This window comes from Sphingomonas sp. 28-62-11, assembly GCF_002278865.1.
GTDB lineage: Bacteria > Pseudomonadota > Alphaproteobacteria > Sphingomonadales > Sphingomonadaceae > Sphingomonas.
Genome location: NZ_NCGB01000008.1, coordinates 44,794 through 60,368, shown reverse-complemented (window position 1 = coordinate 60,368; position 15,575 = coordinate 44,794). Strand labels below are relative to the sequence as shown.

The following is a 15,575-nucleotide window of genomic DNA, read 5'->3' as shown; positions in this document are numbered from 1 at the left end:
CTCCAAGATAGGCAGCAAAAGGTGAATGGCAATGGAACAGTTAGGCGGTATCGCCGATCAGAGTGATCGACGCGGCGGAGCCTCTGAAAACCGCCAAATTGTGCCCTTTGGCACCACCAAAATGCCGGCCTGGGTCGCGGATTTGCCGCCATCGAGCGCGTCGAGCAGTGATTCGATGTTGGTCGCATCCGAGAAATCGGGGCGGGTGATGCCGCTAACCGTGCGCACGGAATCGATCGCTGATCGGGCAAGTCGACGTTTCAACTCGCGCGGCAGGCCCGCCATGTCGAGCCATGACTGGTCGTCGGGATCATCAACACCGGTCGGCGTCACTTTTCGCGTATCCCACAACCAACGCTCCATCGCGCGCAGTGCCGCATCGGCTTCGGCAGCATGCGACGCCGATCGCGCGATGTGGTGGGGATCAAGCAAATCCGTGTCGCGCAGCAGCGCGCGGAACGCCGTCCGGTCGAACCGATCATCGGCATTGCTTGGATCGTCGACAAAAGGGATGGCCCCCGCCACGGCAATCGCCCGCAACTCGGCAACGCGCCAGCCAAGCAATGGCCGGATCAGATCGATCGGAAAAACGTCAAAGACCAAACCGGTGTCCCCGACCGGAAAGGACACTTCCTGCCGCAGGTGCGCACGAATTCCCGCCAACCCCGCCACGCCAGATCCGCGTGCGGCGCGCATCAAGAATGTTTCCGCCTGGTCATCCGCATGGTGCGCGGTGGCAAGAATGCGCGCGCCTTGGCCGACCGCCCAGCGCTTCAAAAGCGCATATCGCTGGCCCCGCGCCCAATCGTGCAAATTATCGCGCGGGTCTCGCGGTTCGGCGATGGAGAGCGTCGCGTGCGCTACCCCAATTCGCGCGCAATAGTCTGCGACCAACGCCGCCTCGCCCGCCGACGCAGGTCGCAATCCGTGATCTACCGTCGCTGCGGTCACCTGGCCGGGAAAGGCGGCGGCCGCGAGCGCCAGCATCGCCATACTGTCCGGCCCGCCCGATACCGCCAGCGCAATTTTCTCGACCGGGCTGATCGACCGGCCAAGCGCCGCCTCGACATCGCCCCTGAAGCGCGCGATCAGCCCGGGATCGGGCAGCGCGGTCACCGGATCAGGATGCCTTGCATTTTTCCGTGGCCCGACCGCGCGCAATATCGTCCTTCATCTGCGCGGTGATCTTGGTGGCGTAAACCTCGCTCAGCTCGTCATAGACCTGGCAGATATCGGCCGATGGCTTGCCGAGCTTCTTGAGGGCCACGGTGAGAAAGAACAGGCTGTCTGGCGCCCGTTCCCCATCGGGGAATTTCTTGTAATTCTCATAAAATGCCAGCGACGCGAGCGACGGCTTGCCCTCGTCAAGATAGGACCGGCCGAGCAGGTTCTGCGCCCAGCTGGCGCGACGACTGGTCGGGTATTTCGACACCACCTGTTTCAGTTGCGATTGCGCCTCTGGATACAGCTTGGTCTGCCACAACCGATATCCATAGACATACAGGTCGTCGGCTGGATCGTCGGTCAGCGGCTTGGCGACGGTGGCGACCAGCCGGGCGCGATTGGGATCGACCGGTACGGGCGCCGCGGTCGGCGTCGCCTTGGGCGGGGTGACGGGCTTGGGGGTAACAGTGACGGGTTTGGTAGCGGCAGACGTCACAACGGCTGGTGACGGTGCGATCGCCCCCGTCGTGCCGCCAGTCGCCGTTGCGGTATCTTCCAGCGCCTTCAGCCGTGCATCGGTGGTGCGCTTGTACGCGGCAAAGGCTTCCTCGAACTGTTGCAGGCGGAACTGGTTCTGCTCGATCTGTCCGGTCAAAGTCGTCAGCTGGGATTCAACCGCGCTGATCCGTGCGTTGATATCGGCCACCGGCGTCGTCGCTGGTGAGCCCGGCGCCGGAGTACCGGTGCTGGTTTGCGGCGAGATATCGGGCGGGAAATACTGGCCGTTGCCACCGGGGAAAACCTTGCGCTGCACGGCCCGCATCTCGCGCTCCAGCCGGTCAACGCGGCCTTCGACGTCGCTTTGCGCGACAGCAGCGCTCGAGCTGAGCAGAAGCCCTGTCAGCATGACGATTCCGATAAACTTGGTCCGCATTTCCATCCCCACGCACTACCTTATTCCCGGGGTATAGCGGACCCGCGCCGGTTTTCGCCAGCCTTATACAAAAAGGTTACGGCGTGGGGCTTGTCCCGCTCGGGGGCGGTGCGGTTTCAGTGCCGCTCGCTGGCGCCGGTGCCGGTGATGGCGTGGTCGGTGCTGCTTGCGCCGGTGCCGACGTCGACCGCGATGCGGCGCGATTGCCCGAACCACGCGGGCGGCTGCGCGCAGGTGAAGGCGTCGTTACGGCGCTGGTCATAGTCCCATCACCGGCGGCCCCCTCCGTGGTGGACGGCGATGACGCCGCGTCCGTTCCCCGCGCCAGCAGCGCCTGCGCGCTGATCTCGACATCCTTGATCGCGCGCGCGCCATCGCCGAGCGCGGGCACGATTGATCCGTTCACCATGACCTGAAGCTTGTCGGGTCGACCGACATTGATCATCGGCCGATTGGCATTGGCGGGCACATCAAACGCCTCACCGGGCTTCATTTCCGCCTCATACAGCGATTTGCCATCGGCATCGTAAATACGGAGCCAAACGACGTCGGTGGCCGTCAACGTTACCTGGCCGCCTGTAACCGGCGGCGGCGCGGGCGTCGGGGCTACCGGTTCGGGCATGATCTCTGCCGCTGGTGCCGTTACCGCCGCGTCCTCGCTGCCGCGGAACAAGGTGGTGCCGTACCAAAGGCCGACCGCAATAACGACAAGCACAGCCGCAATCGTCACGCCCATTGCCAGACCCTTTGGCGGCTGACGCTTCAGATCCTTGAGTTCATAGGGCTGATATTCGGGGCCACGCTGCACGGCATCGGCCTGACCCCGCACGTCGCGCGCAATTGCCACTTCATCCATGCCGATCGCGCGGGCATAGGCCTTGGCGAACCCGACCGAGTACGTGTGCGACGGCAAACCCGAATAGTTCGACTGCTCGATCGCCTCCAGATGGCGCAGCGGCACGCGGGTGCGCGCGGCCACTTCAGCAAGCGTCAACCCTTGCGATTCGCGGGATTCGCGCAACCGTTCGCCCGCCGTTTTGGGGAACAACGTTGCTTCTTCGCGCGGATCAGAATCTTGCATTGTCTTCTCCGGCATGGGGAATCGTGGCGGCTATGTCCCAAAGGGCATGAAGAGTGTCAACGCGTGAAAACCGGCTTTGGTTCTGCATCATACCAATTCGACGCCGTGGTCACTCGCCCACTCGCTGAGCGCCGCGCGCATATCCCGCGGCGGATGGGCGAGCATGACGGCCACATCCTCGATCAGTTTCGCCCGGTCGAGCGACCGGATCATCGCCTTTACGGGGCCAACCGCCGCTGGCGTGATCGACAGCCGCTCAATCCCGAGCCCGATCAGCGCCATCGCTTCAAGCGTGCGCCCGCCCATTTCCCCGCACACCGCAAGATCGACGCCCGCCGCACGGGTAGGGCCGACGACACGGGACAGGAAGCGTAGAATCGCCGGGCTCAGCCAGTCGTAGCGCTCGGCGAGCTTGGGATTGGCCCGGTCGGCCGCGAACAGGAATTGCGTCAAATCATTGGTGCCGATCGACAGGAAATCGAGCCGAGGGAGCAGCACATCGAGCATCTCGGCAAGTGCCGGGACTTCCAGCATCGCGCCGTAGCGGATCAACGTTGGCAGCTTGCGCTGGCGCGAGGCAATCCAGGCGCGTTGCGCCTCGAACAGCGCCTGCGCCTCGTCAAACTCCCAGGGTTCAGACACCATCGGGAACATCACATTGAGTGTCCGTCCCGCCGCCGCCTCGATCAGCGCACGCGCCTGTGCCTTCATCAACCCGTCGCGTTCCAGCGCCAGCCGGATCGCGCGCCAGCCCATTGCCGGATTTTCCTCATCGCCGTCATCGCCCTTCAGATAGGGCAAGGCCTTGTCCCCGCCGATATCGACGGTGCGGAAGATGACGGGCCGGTCACCGGCGGCATCAAGCACATCCTTGTACAATCGCTGCTGGCGCTCGCGCTGCGGCAGGGTGGCGGACACGAGAAACTGGAATTCGGTACGAAACAGCCCAATCCCGTCGGCCCCGGTCAAATCGAGCGCGGCGACATCATCGCGCAGGCCGGCATTCACCATCAGCGTAAGCCGAGTGCCGTCGCGCGTCGTCGGCGGCTCGTCACGCATGGCCGCAAACGAAGCACGCCGCTTCTGGCTGAGCAGCAGCTTGCCCTCAAACGATTCCTCGATCAGCGCGGTCGGGCGGGCGAATACGGTCCCCGCCGTCACGTCAAGCAACAGCAGATCACCGTCGCCGATCAGGCGACGCACATCCTTGACTCGGCCGAGCACGGGCACGCCCATCGCGCGCGCCACGATCGTGACATGCGCGGTTAGCGATCCTTCCTCCAGGATCACCCCCTTCAGCCGCCGCCGGTCATATTCGAGCAGTTCTGCGGGCCCCAGGTTGCGCGCGATGAGGATCGAATCCTGCCGCAGCCCCATTTGCGCTGCCGTACCCATCTGGCCTGACACGATCCGTAACAGACGATTGGAGAGATCCTCCAGATCATGCATCCGTTCGGCGAGCAACGGATCGTCGATCTGGCGCATCCGCATCCGGGTGCGCTGCTGGACGCGCTCGATCGCCGCTTCGGCGGTCAGCCCGCTGTCGATCGCCTCGTTGATGCGGCGGCTCCACCCTTCATCATAGGCGAACATCTTGTAGGTCTCGAGCACTTCGTCATGCTCGCCGCCCTTGCCGAACTCGGCCTGCGCCGCCATCCGCTCGATCTGCTCGCGCATCTTGTCGAACGCGCCATAAACGCGGTGCCGCTCGGCGTCGGCGTCCTCGGCGACGGTGTGCTCGATCGTGATGCGTGGCTGATGATACACCGCCACGCCACGCGCCATGCCGTCGACCAGCTTCAACCCAGATATGCGCATCGCCGCCGTTGATTGCGGACGAGTCGTGGCAGCACCCGTCGCATCGATCAGATCGGCATTGGCGATCAGCTCCGACAGTACCATCGCTACCGTCTGCAGGGCCTCCACCTCGACATCGGCATAACGGTGCGGCTCGATATGCTGGACGCAGAGCACGCCCACTGCGCGCTCGCGCCGGATAATCGGCACGCCCGCAAAGCTATGGAATTTATCCTCGCCGGTTTCGGGCTTGTAGGCGAAATCGGGGTGCGAAGCGGCTTCGTCGAGGTTGAGAATCTCGACATCCTCGGCAATCGTGCCGACAAGGCCCTCGCCCAGCGCCAGTTTGGTCACGTGCACCGCCGCCTGATCGAGCCCCTGGGTCGCGAACAGCTCAAGCACGCCGTCGCGCAGCAAATAGATCGAGCAGACCTCGCTGTCGGTGGCCTCGCCGATGATCTTGACGACGCTGTTGAGCTTGGCCTGCGCGGTGGTGCGCGCCGCCATCACATCGTGAAGCCGGACGAGCATCTCGCGGGCAGAGGAGGAAGCGGCTATCGGCACGGTATCGGGCTAACAGAAAGCATTGCGTGATGACAGCGCCCCAAAGGACCGTTCACCGGTCGAGCGCCGAAAACCGGCTGTGCTGGCCAACGCGCCATTCGAATTCGACCGGCTGATCCGTCAACGGCCGACCATCGCGCATCGGCGGGCGCATCCTCAACAGCGGCAAGCCTTTGAGGACGGCGGTGCGCACGCCCGGAATCGTCGGCGATTCGCTCAAGATGCGGCAATCGATGCGGGTATCCGCCGCGACCAGGCAGCGCAGCCGGAAGGTGACGTCCATTGGCACGCGCCACAGATCCTCCTGCATCAACGGGAAGAATTCCTCGTCGGTGATCTTGCGAATCCAGCGTGCTGGCGCGAGCCCGACCGGGGGCGATCGGGTGCGGCCGCCACCCATCACGATATCGCCGTCGGGGCTGGGGATTGTCGACGGTGCTGCAGGAGCGGCGGGAGGGGTTGGAACGGGTAACGCTACCGGGCGGGGCGTCTCACGGATGGGCGGGGTTGGTTCGGCTGCGTTCTCAGGCGTCGAAGGTGCGGGCTTCGGGGCCGATGAAGCGGCGGGCGGCGCCGGTGCCTCGCTGGCAGGCAGGGGTAACAGCCTAACGATGAATGGGCTCGCGCGCTCAGCGACGCGCCTGACCGCCGGGGCGAGCGTAAGCAGCAATAGCAATGCGAGATGCAGGGCGATAACAATCGCCAATGTCGACACCCGGCGCAGCGCCCCCGCGATGCGTCCGTCCAACCATCCCGGCGATGCTGCTATCGCATTCATCCGGCGATACTATCCATCAAAGGTACAGCGCCACAACGGCTAAACGGGCTGGATCACGCCGCGCGCTTCTCCAGCGCCTGCGCTGCCTCGTCCATAAGCTGGGCGATGATCTCGGCCACCGGCTCTTCCTTGGTCACCATGCCGACCGATTGGCCCGCCATCAGCGATCCATGCTCGACATCGCCGTCGATCACCGCGCGGCGTAATGCGCCTGCCCAGAAATGTTCGATCTGCAATTGTGCCTCGCCCATCTCGACACTGCCAGCATCAAGTAAGGCGGCGACTTCGCGCTGCTTGGCGGTGAAAAGGTCAGCGCCCGCATTCTTCAGCGCGCGTACCGGGATCACGGGCAAGCGCGGATCGATCTGGACGCTGGCGATCGCGTCACGCGCCGAGGCGCGGAAAAACGCCTTTTTGAAATTGGGATGCGCGATGCTTTCGGTCGCGCAGGCAAAGCGCGTGCCGAGCTGCACGCCCGCCGCGCCCATGTCGAGATAGGCGGCAATCGCCTCGCCTCGGCCGATGCCGCCTGCGACGAACACCGGCACCTGATCGGCGACTTGCGGCAATATCTCCTGCGCCAGCACGCTGGTCGAGACCGGGCCGATATGGCCACCGGCCTCCATCCCCTCGACGACCAGCGCATCGACGCCCGATCGGATCAGCTTCTTCGCCAGGCTGAGCGCCGGGGCAAAGCAGATGACCTTTGCACCGCTCGCCTTGATCGCATCGAGCGCGCCCGCTGGCGGCAGACCGCCCGCCAGCACGACATGCGTCACCTGATGCTTGGCGCACACCGCGATCAGATCGAAGAGTTGCGGATGCATCGTGATCAGGTTCACGCCGAACGGCTTGCTCGTCAGTGCCTTGGTCGCCGCGATCTCGGTATCAAGCAGCGCGGGCGTCATCGCCCCGCACGCGATCAGCCCGAATCCGCCTGCGTTAGAGATCGCTGAGACAAGGTGGCGTTCGGACACCCATGACATCGCGCCACAGATAATCGCGGTCTCGCTGCCGAGGAAATCACATCCACGCGCCATGCGCGCGGCGAGCCGATCGGCGCCGCCGCTCAAGCGACCTCCTCCGCATCGAGCCCATAGGCCGTGTGCAGCACCCGCACCGCGAGTTCGGTATAATCCTCCTCGATCAGCACGCTGACCTTGATCTCGCTGGTCGAGATCGCCTGAATGTTGATGCCGCGATCGGCGAGCGCCTTGAACATCGTCGAGGCGACCCCGGCATGGCTGCGCATGCCGACGCCGACCACCGAGATTTTCGCGACCTTGGTGTCATGCACCAGGCTTGAATAGCCGATATTGGCCTTTGCCTTGTCGAGCGCATCGAGCGCGCGGGCCAGTTCGGCCTGTGGCACGGTGAAGGTAACGTCGGTCGATCCGCTGTTGTGCGCGATGTTCTGGATGATCATGTCGACATTGATGTTGATATCGGCGAGCGGGCCGAAAATCCGCGCGACCGCGCCGGGCTTGTCGGGCACCTCGATCAGCGTGATCTTGGCTTCGTTCTTGTCATGCGCGATGCCGGTGATGAGCTGGCGTTCCATATCGTCTCCGATTTCGTCGTCACCGACGATCATTGTACCAGGCAGCGTATCCGCCGTGGCCGAGTTGTTGGGATCATCGAAGCTGGAGAGCACCTGAATGCGCACCCCTTCCTTCATCGCCAGTCCCACCGACCGGGTCTGGAGCACCTTGGCACCGACGCTCGCGAGTTCCAGCATTTCTTCGTAAGTCACGCGGGTGAGCTTGCGGGCGCGCGGCACGATCCGCGGATCGGTGGTGTAGACCCCGTCGACATCGGTGTAGATATCGCAGCGATCGGCTTTCACTGCCGCCGCCACCGCGACGGCCGAGGTATCCGAGCCACCCCGGCCAAGCGTCGACACCCGGCCCGCCTCGGTCATGCCCTGAAAACCGGGGATCACCGCGACCTCACCCGACTCCATTGCGGCCACCAGCGCCTCGGTGTCGATATCGTCGATCCGCGCGGCGGCATGCGCACTCGACGAGCGGATCGGCAATTGCCACCCGAGCCAACTCCGTGCCGGGACGCCTGCCGCCTGCAGCGCGATGGCGAGCAGCCCGCTCGTTACCTGCTCCCCGCTGGCGACGACCACGTCATATTCGGCCGGATCATAGAGTGGCGATGCCTCACGGCAGAAATTGACGAGCCGGTCGGTCTCGCCCGCCATCGCCGAGACCACGACTGCGACCTGATGGCCCGCCGCCACTTCGCGCTTCACCCGCGCGGCAACATTCCTGATCCGCTCGATCCCGGCCATCGACGTGCCGCCGAACTTCATCACGATGCGCGCCATGGGGAAACGGAAATCCTTGGGTTGGGAAGGGGCGGCTGATAAGTGGGGGTCATGACAATGGCAAGCGACTCCGCAACGATCCCCACGACCATCAACCCTGACGAGGCTGCGCATTTCGGTAAACTCGCGGCCGATTGGTGGGACCCCAAAGGATCGTCAGCAATGCTCCACCGGCTGAACCCGGCGCGGCTTGGCTTCATCCGTGCTGCTGCGAACGCACACTGGCAGCTCGACAACCGCAGCTTCACGCCGCTGGCGGGCAAGACCGCGCTCGATGTCGGGTGCGGCGCCGGACTGCTGTGCGAACCGCTGGCGCGGTTGGGCGCCCGGGTGACCGGGCTCGATGCCGCCCCCGAAAACATCGCCGCCGCGCGGGCCCATGCCGCGCAATCGGGCCTGACAATCGATTACCGCGCCGGCAGCGTTGAAAACCTCGGCAGCGAGCGCTTCGATCTCGTCACCTCGATGGAAGTGATCGAGCATGTGACCGATCCGGCAGCATTCATCGCCGGGCTGGCGGCAGCGCTGGCTGATGACGGGCTGTTGATCCTCTCCACCCCCAATCGCACCGCACTGTCGCGGATCGGGCTGATTACCGTGGCGGAGGGGCTGGGCCAGATCCCGCGCGGCACGCATGACTGGGACAAGTTCCTGACCCCCGACGAACTCACCGCGCTGGTCGAGGCGGCGGGGCTTCGGATGACCGATGTGCGCGGCCTCAGCTTCTCCCCCGCCAAGGGCTTTGTGGTGGGTGACGATATGAAACTGAATTATCTGATGACCGCGGTTCGGGGGTAAATCACGCCCCACAGAAGCTTACCGTCACCCCGGAACGAGTCCGGGGTGACGGCTCAACCGCGTTAACTCCTCTGTACCTTCACCCCATCACATTCCGGCCGCGCATCACCGTCGCGGTGTGCCCGATGGTCGCCGCGACCGATGGTGTCTTGATGGTGTCGACGAAAATCCAGTCGTTGCTCACCTTGGTGGGCGTGATCGTCATCGCCATATAGCCGCGGCGGCTGGTGTCGCACCATTTCAGTTCAGGATTGGTATCGACCAGTGCCTTGGCAACGATCTTCGGATCGACGCCGAGCGCGCTTTCGAAGCCGGGTGACGTAACGCCCTGCCCGGCGAATTCAACGCCTGCGGCCTTGCCGTCCTGCCCCAGATCATAGGCCCAGGCATTGTGGCTGTCACCCGACAGCACGACGAGATTCGCCCCCATGCCCTGCGCCGATTTCAGGAACCGCGAACGGGCGGCGGGATACCCATCCCATGCGTCGAGGTTGAACGGCAGGCCCGCCTTGGTCGCGGCAATGCCGGCGCGCATATAGGCCTTGGCGCGCGGATCGGCATCGGGGCCAAGCCAGCTTTCGGCGCTGAGCGGGGTCTTCGTCTTGCCCATGATCGTCCCGAAGCCGACCACCTGCCACTTGGTGCCGGACTGCACCGATGCGCGCATCGCATGCGCCAGCCAGTCTTCCTGCTGCGATCCCATCATCGACGATGCGGGATCCTGCCAGCTGCCGTTGCGGAAATCGACCAACGCCTTGGCGGGATCGGCGCTGAACAGCAGCGGCGCGAGTTCATGCGGCTTGGTGCGGCCGATCAGCCGGGTTTCGGTCCGGAACAGCGTCGCGAGCGTGCCGATCGAATAGGCTTTCCAAGGCTCGTCGGAAATCGGCATCCATTCGCGGTACGCCTGCATTGCCGCCGAGCGGCGGGTGCTCCATTCGCCTTCATTCTTCTGGTGGTTCTGCGCACCACCTTCCCAGCTGTCATTGGTCGATTCATGATCGTCCCACTGGACGATCATTGGCACCAGGCTGTGGAGTTTCTGCAGATCGGGGTCGCTGCGATAGCTCGCGAGGCGCAGGCGGTAATCGGCGAGCTGGACGATCTCGGCAATAGGCTGCGGCGTGCGACCACCCACGACATCCTTGACCGGCGGGTACACCCCCGGCTGATACTCGTAATAATAATCGCCGAGATGGACCGCGAGATCGATATCATTGCGCGCGGCGGCATGGGCATAAGCGTTGAAATAGCCGAACGGCATGTTCGAGCAGGAGAAGATCGCCACCTTGAACGACTGTGCCGCGCCGACGGGCAGTGTCTTAGTGCGGCCCACGGGCGAAAAGCTGCCATCGGGGGCGACGAAGCGGAAATAATAACGCGTGCCGGGCTTCAGCCCTGCGACGGTGATCTTGCTGGTGAAATCGCGCCAGCTGCCGGTGATCTGCGCGCCGCCCGACACGACCTTCGCAAAATCCGCAGTTTCGGAAATTTCTGCGGTCAGCCGGGCCGAATCACCCGTCGTCGGTACGTAACGCGTCCAGAGCAGCACCGAATCGGCGGTTGGCTCGCCGCTGGCGACAGAATGGGTGAAGCCGCGCGCATCGGCGACGTTGGGGGTCTGCGCAAAACCGGGGATGGCAAAGGCACCAAGGCCGATCGACCCGGTTACAATGAACGAACGACGATCGATGCGGATGGTCATGCTGTCTCTCCCCTTGGCCTTGTTGGCGGCCATTGCACGCCGACATGGACGATATGTGACAGCTTTACGCAAGACCGACTTTGGACAGATGCGTCGCCAAAAGGCATGAGGGATGCGATGACCCTGCCTTCACGCCGTGCCACCGATCATCCCGACGCCCCCGCTATGTCGGCGCTCGCGCTGGTGGCATTGCTGGGCAGCACATTGGCGATGCTCGCCATGGCTAGGCCGATTGACCATGACGAGAGCCAATATGTCGCGGCTGCCGTGCTCGCCTGGGGAAAGCTGCCCTATCGCGATTTTGCGTATCTGCAGACACCGCTGCAACCTTTGGTCTTTGCGCCCATCGCGGCGATGGCGGGCACCTTGGTCTATCCCGTACTGCGGCTCGTGAATGCGCTGCTCGGGGCAGGCACCGTTGTCGCCATTTATGCCGCGGCGTGCGCGGGAGGTGTCAGCCAAAGAATCGCGTTGGCCAGTGCCGGTCTTTTTGCATCGTGCGATATCTTTCTGTTCAGCATATCGGTCGCGCGCAACGATGCCCTGCCAGCGGCGATGTTGGCGATCGCCTGCTGGCTGATCATGCGCGCCGAAAACGGGAAGGCGAACACGGTAAGCGCAGCCCTGATCGGTGCGCTGCTGGCAGGCGCAGCGGCGGCGAAAATTTCCTATGCGATTCCAGCCGCGGCTTATGGGCTCTATGCGCTGGCCGATCGCACCCATCGCCCGGTGACGGTGGCGCTCGGGGCAGCGCCAATTGTTGCGCTGGTCGGCTGGCTTTGGGCGCTGGTGCCGGGCGCCTTCTGGTTCGAGGTCATCACTTTTCCCGCCCGCGCCCCGGTCGACTGGTACGCGGGCGGCGCACGCGCATTCAAGCTGACGCTGGCCGCAAAGTTCGGCGATACGCTGAAGTTTCTGGCGCTCGGTCCCGCGCTGCTGGCGGTGTGGGCGGCCATGCGTGGCGGGCTACGCGGTCACGCTACCCGCGTGCTCGACATCCTGATCATCGCCGGCTTGATCGCCGCACTGCTGCCAACGCCGACCTGGCGGCAATATCTGTTACCCCTGCTGCCCGCGCTGTTCATTCGGTTGGGGCTGGTATGGCAGGCACGGCCACCGGGCAGCGGCCAGCGCGTCACCGCGATCGTCCTCGCCTGTGCTGGCATCGCGCCGTCAGTCGAAGCCCTGATCGGGGCCAGCCGACACGGCCTACCGGTGGTGCAGGCCGCGCATGAAAGCGCCGCCATCGCCGCCGCGCTCAATGCCGCCCGGATTACCGGCCCGGTCGCCACGCTATCGCCCCAATTCGTGCCTGCCACGGGCCGTCCGATCGATCCGCGTTTTGCAACGGGGCCGTTCTTCTATCGCAGTCGATCGCTGCTTCCCGCCGCGCAGGCTCGCCGATGGCAGATGGTCTCGCAGGACCAGTCGCTGCCCGTCACCCCCCCGCCTGCCGCCTTGTTGATCGGCGGGGAAGATCGCTGGACGAGCGGCAGTGCGGCGATTGAGGCGGCCTTGTTACGGCATCCGCCGTTCGATCGCTGGCGGCGCTTGCCGGTCGCCAGCGACCGGTTCCGGCTTTACGCGCCGCCTGCGGGCGAACCTTAGTCGTCGGACTTGATCGGGCCCAGCCCGCTCAATCCGCGCAGATATTGCGCGCGGATATTCGTTACGGTGACGCCGGCCCCAACCTCGATCGTCGCTGTGCTCAGCTTCGGCCGCGCCGCGCCGATCCGGATGTTACTTGGCACACCGCCGCCATCGCGCCAGAAGTTGAACTTGTTCTTGCCGTCCCGGTCATGCGTGAAGAACAGCCCGTAACGGCCGGGCTTCGGCACCTTGATGCAAATGGCGACGGCACCGGTTGCGGGCATGGTCGCCCAGACGCGGTGAAATGTTTTGCCCGCCGCAAGCAGGTTCGTGTCGCTTTCCAGAAAATCCTGCTCATTGGCTGGATAGAGCTCAAGCTTTACCCGCCCGGTACGATCCTTCAGCCCGGTGATATTGGCCTGAATCGCGGGGCCATCACCATCAATGCATGCCGCGGCGTCCTGACCGCCGACACGGGCATCGGCGCCCGATGGCAGGGCAAACAGCGCGGTGGCCAACAGGGCCACACTCAATCGAAACGTCATACGCGATTCCTAATCAACGAAAACAGGCTGAACATGGCAATCAGCCCAGCATGGATCAGCAGCGTAATCCCTGCCGTCACCGCCAGCAGCGCCGACAGTCCGTTGTCATAGCCGATCAAGGTGATGGCAAAATTGGCGAAAAGAAGGTCTTTGTTCGGCACCAGCGGCAATCGGGACACAAGCATGCGGGCCGCGCACAGCATCAGCCACACACCGATAGCGATCGTCGGCAGCGCAAAATGCCAGGCAAGCGCGAGCAGGATAGTGCCGCCAACCAGCCGCACCACATGCACCCCGAAAATCCACCACAAGCTGCGGCGGGGCAGCGTGAACACCCGTCGCGCGAAAATGAGAAACGGGAGCGAAATCGCGACCAGAATCGCCACTGACCAAGCCAGCAGCCGGAAATCTGCGGGCCGGAGCACTTCCCCCACAAAAGGCAGCGCCATCACCACCAGGGCGAGCGTGATGACATTGCCGGCCATCGCAGAGAGAATGCTGACGTCCTTTACTGCCCCGAACGGCGCCGCCACCATCCTCGACCGTGCCTTTGCCCAGGCATAAAAATAGGCCTCGCCCGAATAGCCGATGACGATTTCGTTCGCGATCCGCTTCTTGAACAGCGCCGCCAGCCCCTCGACCGGAATATGCCACAATCGGCGAAAGATGATGAAGTCACCAACCGGCAGCGCGACGTAGACAAAAACGAAGGTGATGTAGAATAGTGGGTTGGCGGGCAGCGCCTGCCAAAGCCCCTGCACCCCCGAACCGGCGATACCGCGCGCCAGCCCAGCCACCATTGCCAATGTCAGCAAGGCACCCAAAATCGCCGGCCAGCGGCTCTGCGCGGTCACTGCGCTGGCCCCTGGCAGTGGTTCATCCGGCGGCGCCGTCGCTTGGGGCTGCTCGGCCGCCTGAATTACCATTGCACCATCATCGCTTGATCATCGGCCTTTTGAGATAACAGGAAGCAGAGCCACGATGCCGCGGTGCCACAGGATAAAGACGAAATCCTGCGCTCGCGATGATGTTCCCTATCGGGCACCACCGGACGGCCACCAAATGATTACGCGACATCCGCGCCTGCGATTGCCTAGATTATCGCTTTCAACGGCAGGTATCTGGGATAAGGGCGTAATCATTACAAGATGACGTCTTTTTCCTCCCCTAAAGCCGCGCATATCCTGTCGCTGGTTCAAACGCTGCGTGGCGGCGGGGTGGAGCGCACCTTGTTACGCCTGGCGGGAGACTGGGTTGAGGCGGGGCGGCAAGTAACGCTGCTGATGGGCATGCGCGAAGGGCCGCTTGTAGCCGAATTGCCCGATGGTGTCAGAATCGTCGAACTCGGCACATCATCATTCCCCGCGCTGCGGGCGTTGCCGGCCATTGCCCGCGATGTGCAGCCCGATCTAATCTTCTGCCCCGGCAACCACTATACCAGCATCGCCGGATTCACCCGGCTTCAGCTCGGCCAGGCGGCCCCGCCCATCGTCGCCAAGATATCGAACGCGCTTGCCCGGCCCGATCACCGCTTTCCGCTGGCACAAGCCTATCGCTGGTGGTTGCGCCGACATCCCCGTTTTATCGATCATTTCGTGGCGATGAGCCCGGCAATGCGCGATGAGGCGATCTGCGCGATGCGCGCCGATCCGGCCCGGCTGAGCATCATCGCCAATCCCGCCCCACGCCTGCCGTCAGGCACATCGCCCGCCGATATCCCGGCGCGCCCTTTGCTGGTCGGGGTTGGTCGACTCGAACTCCAGAAGCGCTGGGACCGGCTGATCGACGCCATCGCGCGCATCGATGATGCGTCGACCCGGCTTATCATTGTTGGGCAGGGTAGTGCACGCCCAGCATTAGAGGCACAGATTGCGCGGCTTGGGCTTGGCCAGCGGGTCACACTGATCGGCTATCGCAGCAACCCCGCCCCCTATCTTGCGGCGGCCAGCGCGGTGGTGTTGACATCCGATTTCGAAGGCGTGCCCGGCGTGCTGCGCGAGGCACTGGCGCTAGGAACCCCGGTCGTTGCGACCGAATCGAGCGTTGCTGTCCGCGAGATCATCGCTGATCCCACACGCGGCACGATCGTCCCGATCGGCGATCAGATGGCGCTTGTGGCTGCGCTCAACTATTGGCTTGGCCCTGATGTGACCAGGCCGATGCCAGTCGCCCCGGCGGGCGAAGATGCGGCCAAAGCCTATCTGGCCCTGTTCGATCGGCTGGTCCGCGAAAGGCGCGATCCAGTGCGGACCCGAGATCGCCGATCAAAACGGAGGTAGCCGCC

General features: G+C 64.1%; 13 protein-coding genes. 3 read left to right on the top strand and 10 right to left on the bottom strand.

Annotation, left to right across the window (positions count from 1 at the left end; all coding sequences use genetic code 11):
- Positions 1-57: 57 nt before the first annotated feature.
- The 7 genes from tilS to B7Y49_RS03870 all read right to left on the bottom strand — a co-directional run bounded on the left by tilS (position 58) and on the right by B7Y49_RS03870 (position 8,653).
- Entirely contained in the window at positions 58-1,116 is a 1,059-nt protein-coding gene (gene tilS, locus B7Y49_RS03900; protein ID WP_374126260.1) for a tRNA lysidine(34) synthetase, read from the bottom strand.
- Between the two features lie 4 nt (positions 1,117-1,120).
- Positions 1,121-2,098: a tol-pal system YbgF family protein gene (locus B7Y49_RS03895; RefSeq protein WP_374126259.1), complete on the bottom strand. Its 978-nt coding sequence runs from the start codon at positions 2,096-2,098 to the stop codon at positions 1,121-1,123.
- A gap of 76 nt (positions 2,099-2,174) precedes the next feature.
- Entirely contained in the window at positions 2,175-3,179 is a 1,005-nt protein-coding gene (locus B7Y49_RS03890) for a helix-turn-helix domain-containing protein (RefSeq protein ID WP_374126258.1), read from the bottom strand.
- A gap of 87 nt (positions 3,180-3,266) precedes the next feature.
- Complete coding sequence (gene ptsP, locus B7Y49_RS03885; RefSeq protein ID WP_374126288.1) at positions 3,267-5,483, bottom strand: phosphoenolpyruvate--protein phosphotransferase; 2,217 nt, start codon at positions 5,481-5,483, stop codon at positions 3,267-3,269.
- A 109-nt stretch (positions 5,484-5,592) separates the two neighbouring features.
- Positions 5,593-6,288, bottom strand: a complete 696-nt coding sequence (locus tag B7Y49_RS03880; RefSeq protein ID WP_374126257.1) for a hypothetical protein — start codon at positions 6,286-6,288, stop codon at positions 5,593-5,595.
- An 83-nt stretch (positions 6,289-6,371) separates the two neighbouring features.
- The gene (locus B7Y49_RS03875; RefSeq protein WP_374126287.1) at positions 6,372-7,358 is read right to left on the bottom strand and encodes a nitronate monooxygenase family protein; all 987 of its coding nucleotides are present in this window, start codon (positions 7,356-7,358) and stop codon (positions 6,372-6,374) included.
- 29 nt (positions 7,359-7,387) lie between these two features.
- On the bottom strand, positions 7,388-8,653 hold the full coding sequence (locus B7Y49_RS03870) for an aspartate kinase (RefSeq protein WP_374126256.1): 1,266 nt from the start codon (positions 8,651-8,653) through the stop codon (positions 7,388-7,390).
- Positions 8,654-8,710: 57 nt separating this feature from the next.
- Here B7Y49_RS03870 and ubiG point away from each other — a divergent pair, with 57 nt between their 5' ends.
- A complete protein-coding gene (ubiG, locus tag B7Y49_RS03865; protein WP_374126255.1) occupies positions 8,711-9,451 on the top strand; it encodes a bifunctional 2-polyprenyl-6-hydroxyphenol methylase/3-demethylubiquinol 3-O-methyltransferase UbiG in 741 nt (246 codons plus the stop codon).
- A 79-nt stretch (positions 9,452-9,530) separates the two neighbouring features.
- Here ubiG and B7Y49_RS03860 read toward each other — a convergent pair whose 3' ends face one another.
- Positions 9,531-11,156: an alkaline phosphatase gene (locus B7Y49_RS03860; RefSeq protein WP_374126286.1), complete on the bottom strand. Its 1,626-nt coding sequence runs from the start codon at positions 11,154-11,156 to the stop codon at positions 9,531-9,533.
- Between the two features lie 117 nt (positions 11,157-11,273).
- Here B7Y49_RS03860 and B7Y49_RS03855 point away from each other — a divergent pair, with 117 nt between their 5' ends.
- Positions 11,274-12,764 carry a DUF2029 domain-containing protein gene (locus B7Y49_RS03855; protein WP_374126254.1) on the top strand — a complete coding sequence of 497 codons (1,491 nt, stop codon included), beginning with the start codon at positions 11,274-11,276 and terminating at the stop codon, positions 12,762-12,764.
- On the opposite strand, the gene B7Y49_RS03850 is transcribed toward B7Y49_RS03855, so the two are convergent.
- Both B7Y49_RS03850 and B7Y49_RS03845 read right to left on the bottom strand, forming a co-directional pair.
- Positions 12,761-13,291 (bottom strand): DUF2141 domain-containing protein, encoded by a 531-nt coding sequence (locus tag B7Y49_RS03850; RefSeq protein ID WP_374126253.1) that lies wholly within the window; start codon positions 13,289-13,291, stop codon positions 12,761-12,763. The two genes, B7Y49_RS03855 and B7Y49_RS03850, sit on opposite strands and share 4 nt — an antisense overlap.
- Positions 13,288-14,145, bottom strand: coding sequence for a hypothetical protein (locus B7Y49_RS03845; RefSeq protein WP_374126252.1), 858 nt, complete (start codon positions 14,143-14,145; stop codon positions 13,288-13,290). The genes B7Y49_RS03850 and B7Y49_RS03845 overlap by 4 nt, the downstream gene beginning before the upstream one ends.
- Before the next feature lie 294 nt (positions 14,146-14,439).
- Here B7Y49_RS03845 and B7Y49_RS03840 point away from each other — a divergent pair, with 294 nt between their 5' ends.
- Positions 14,440-15,570, top strand: coding sequence for a glycosyltransferase (locus tag B7Y49_RS03840; protein WP_374126251.1), 1,131 nt, complete (start codon positions 14,440-14,442; stop codon positions 15,568-15,570).
- Positions 15,571-15,575: the final 5 nt, after the last annotated feature.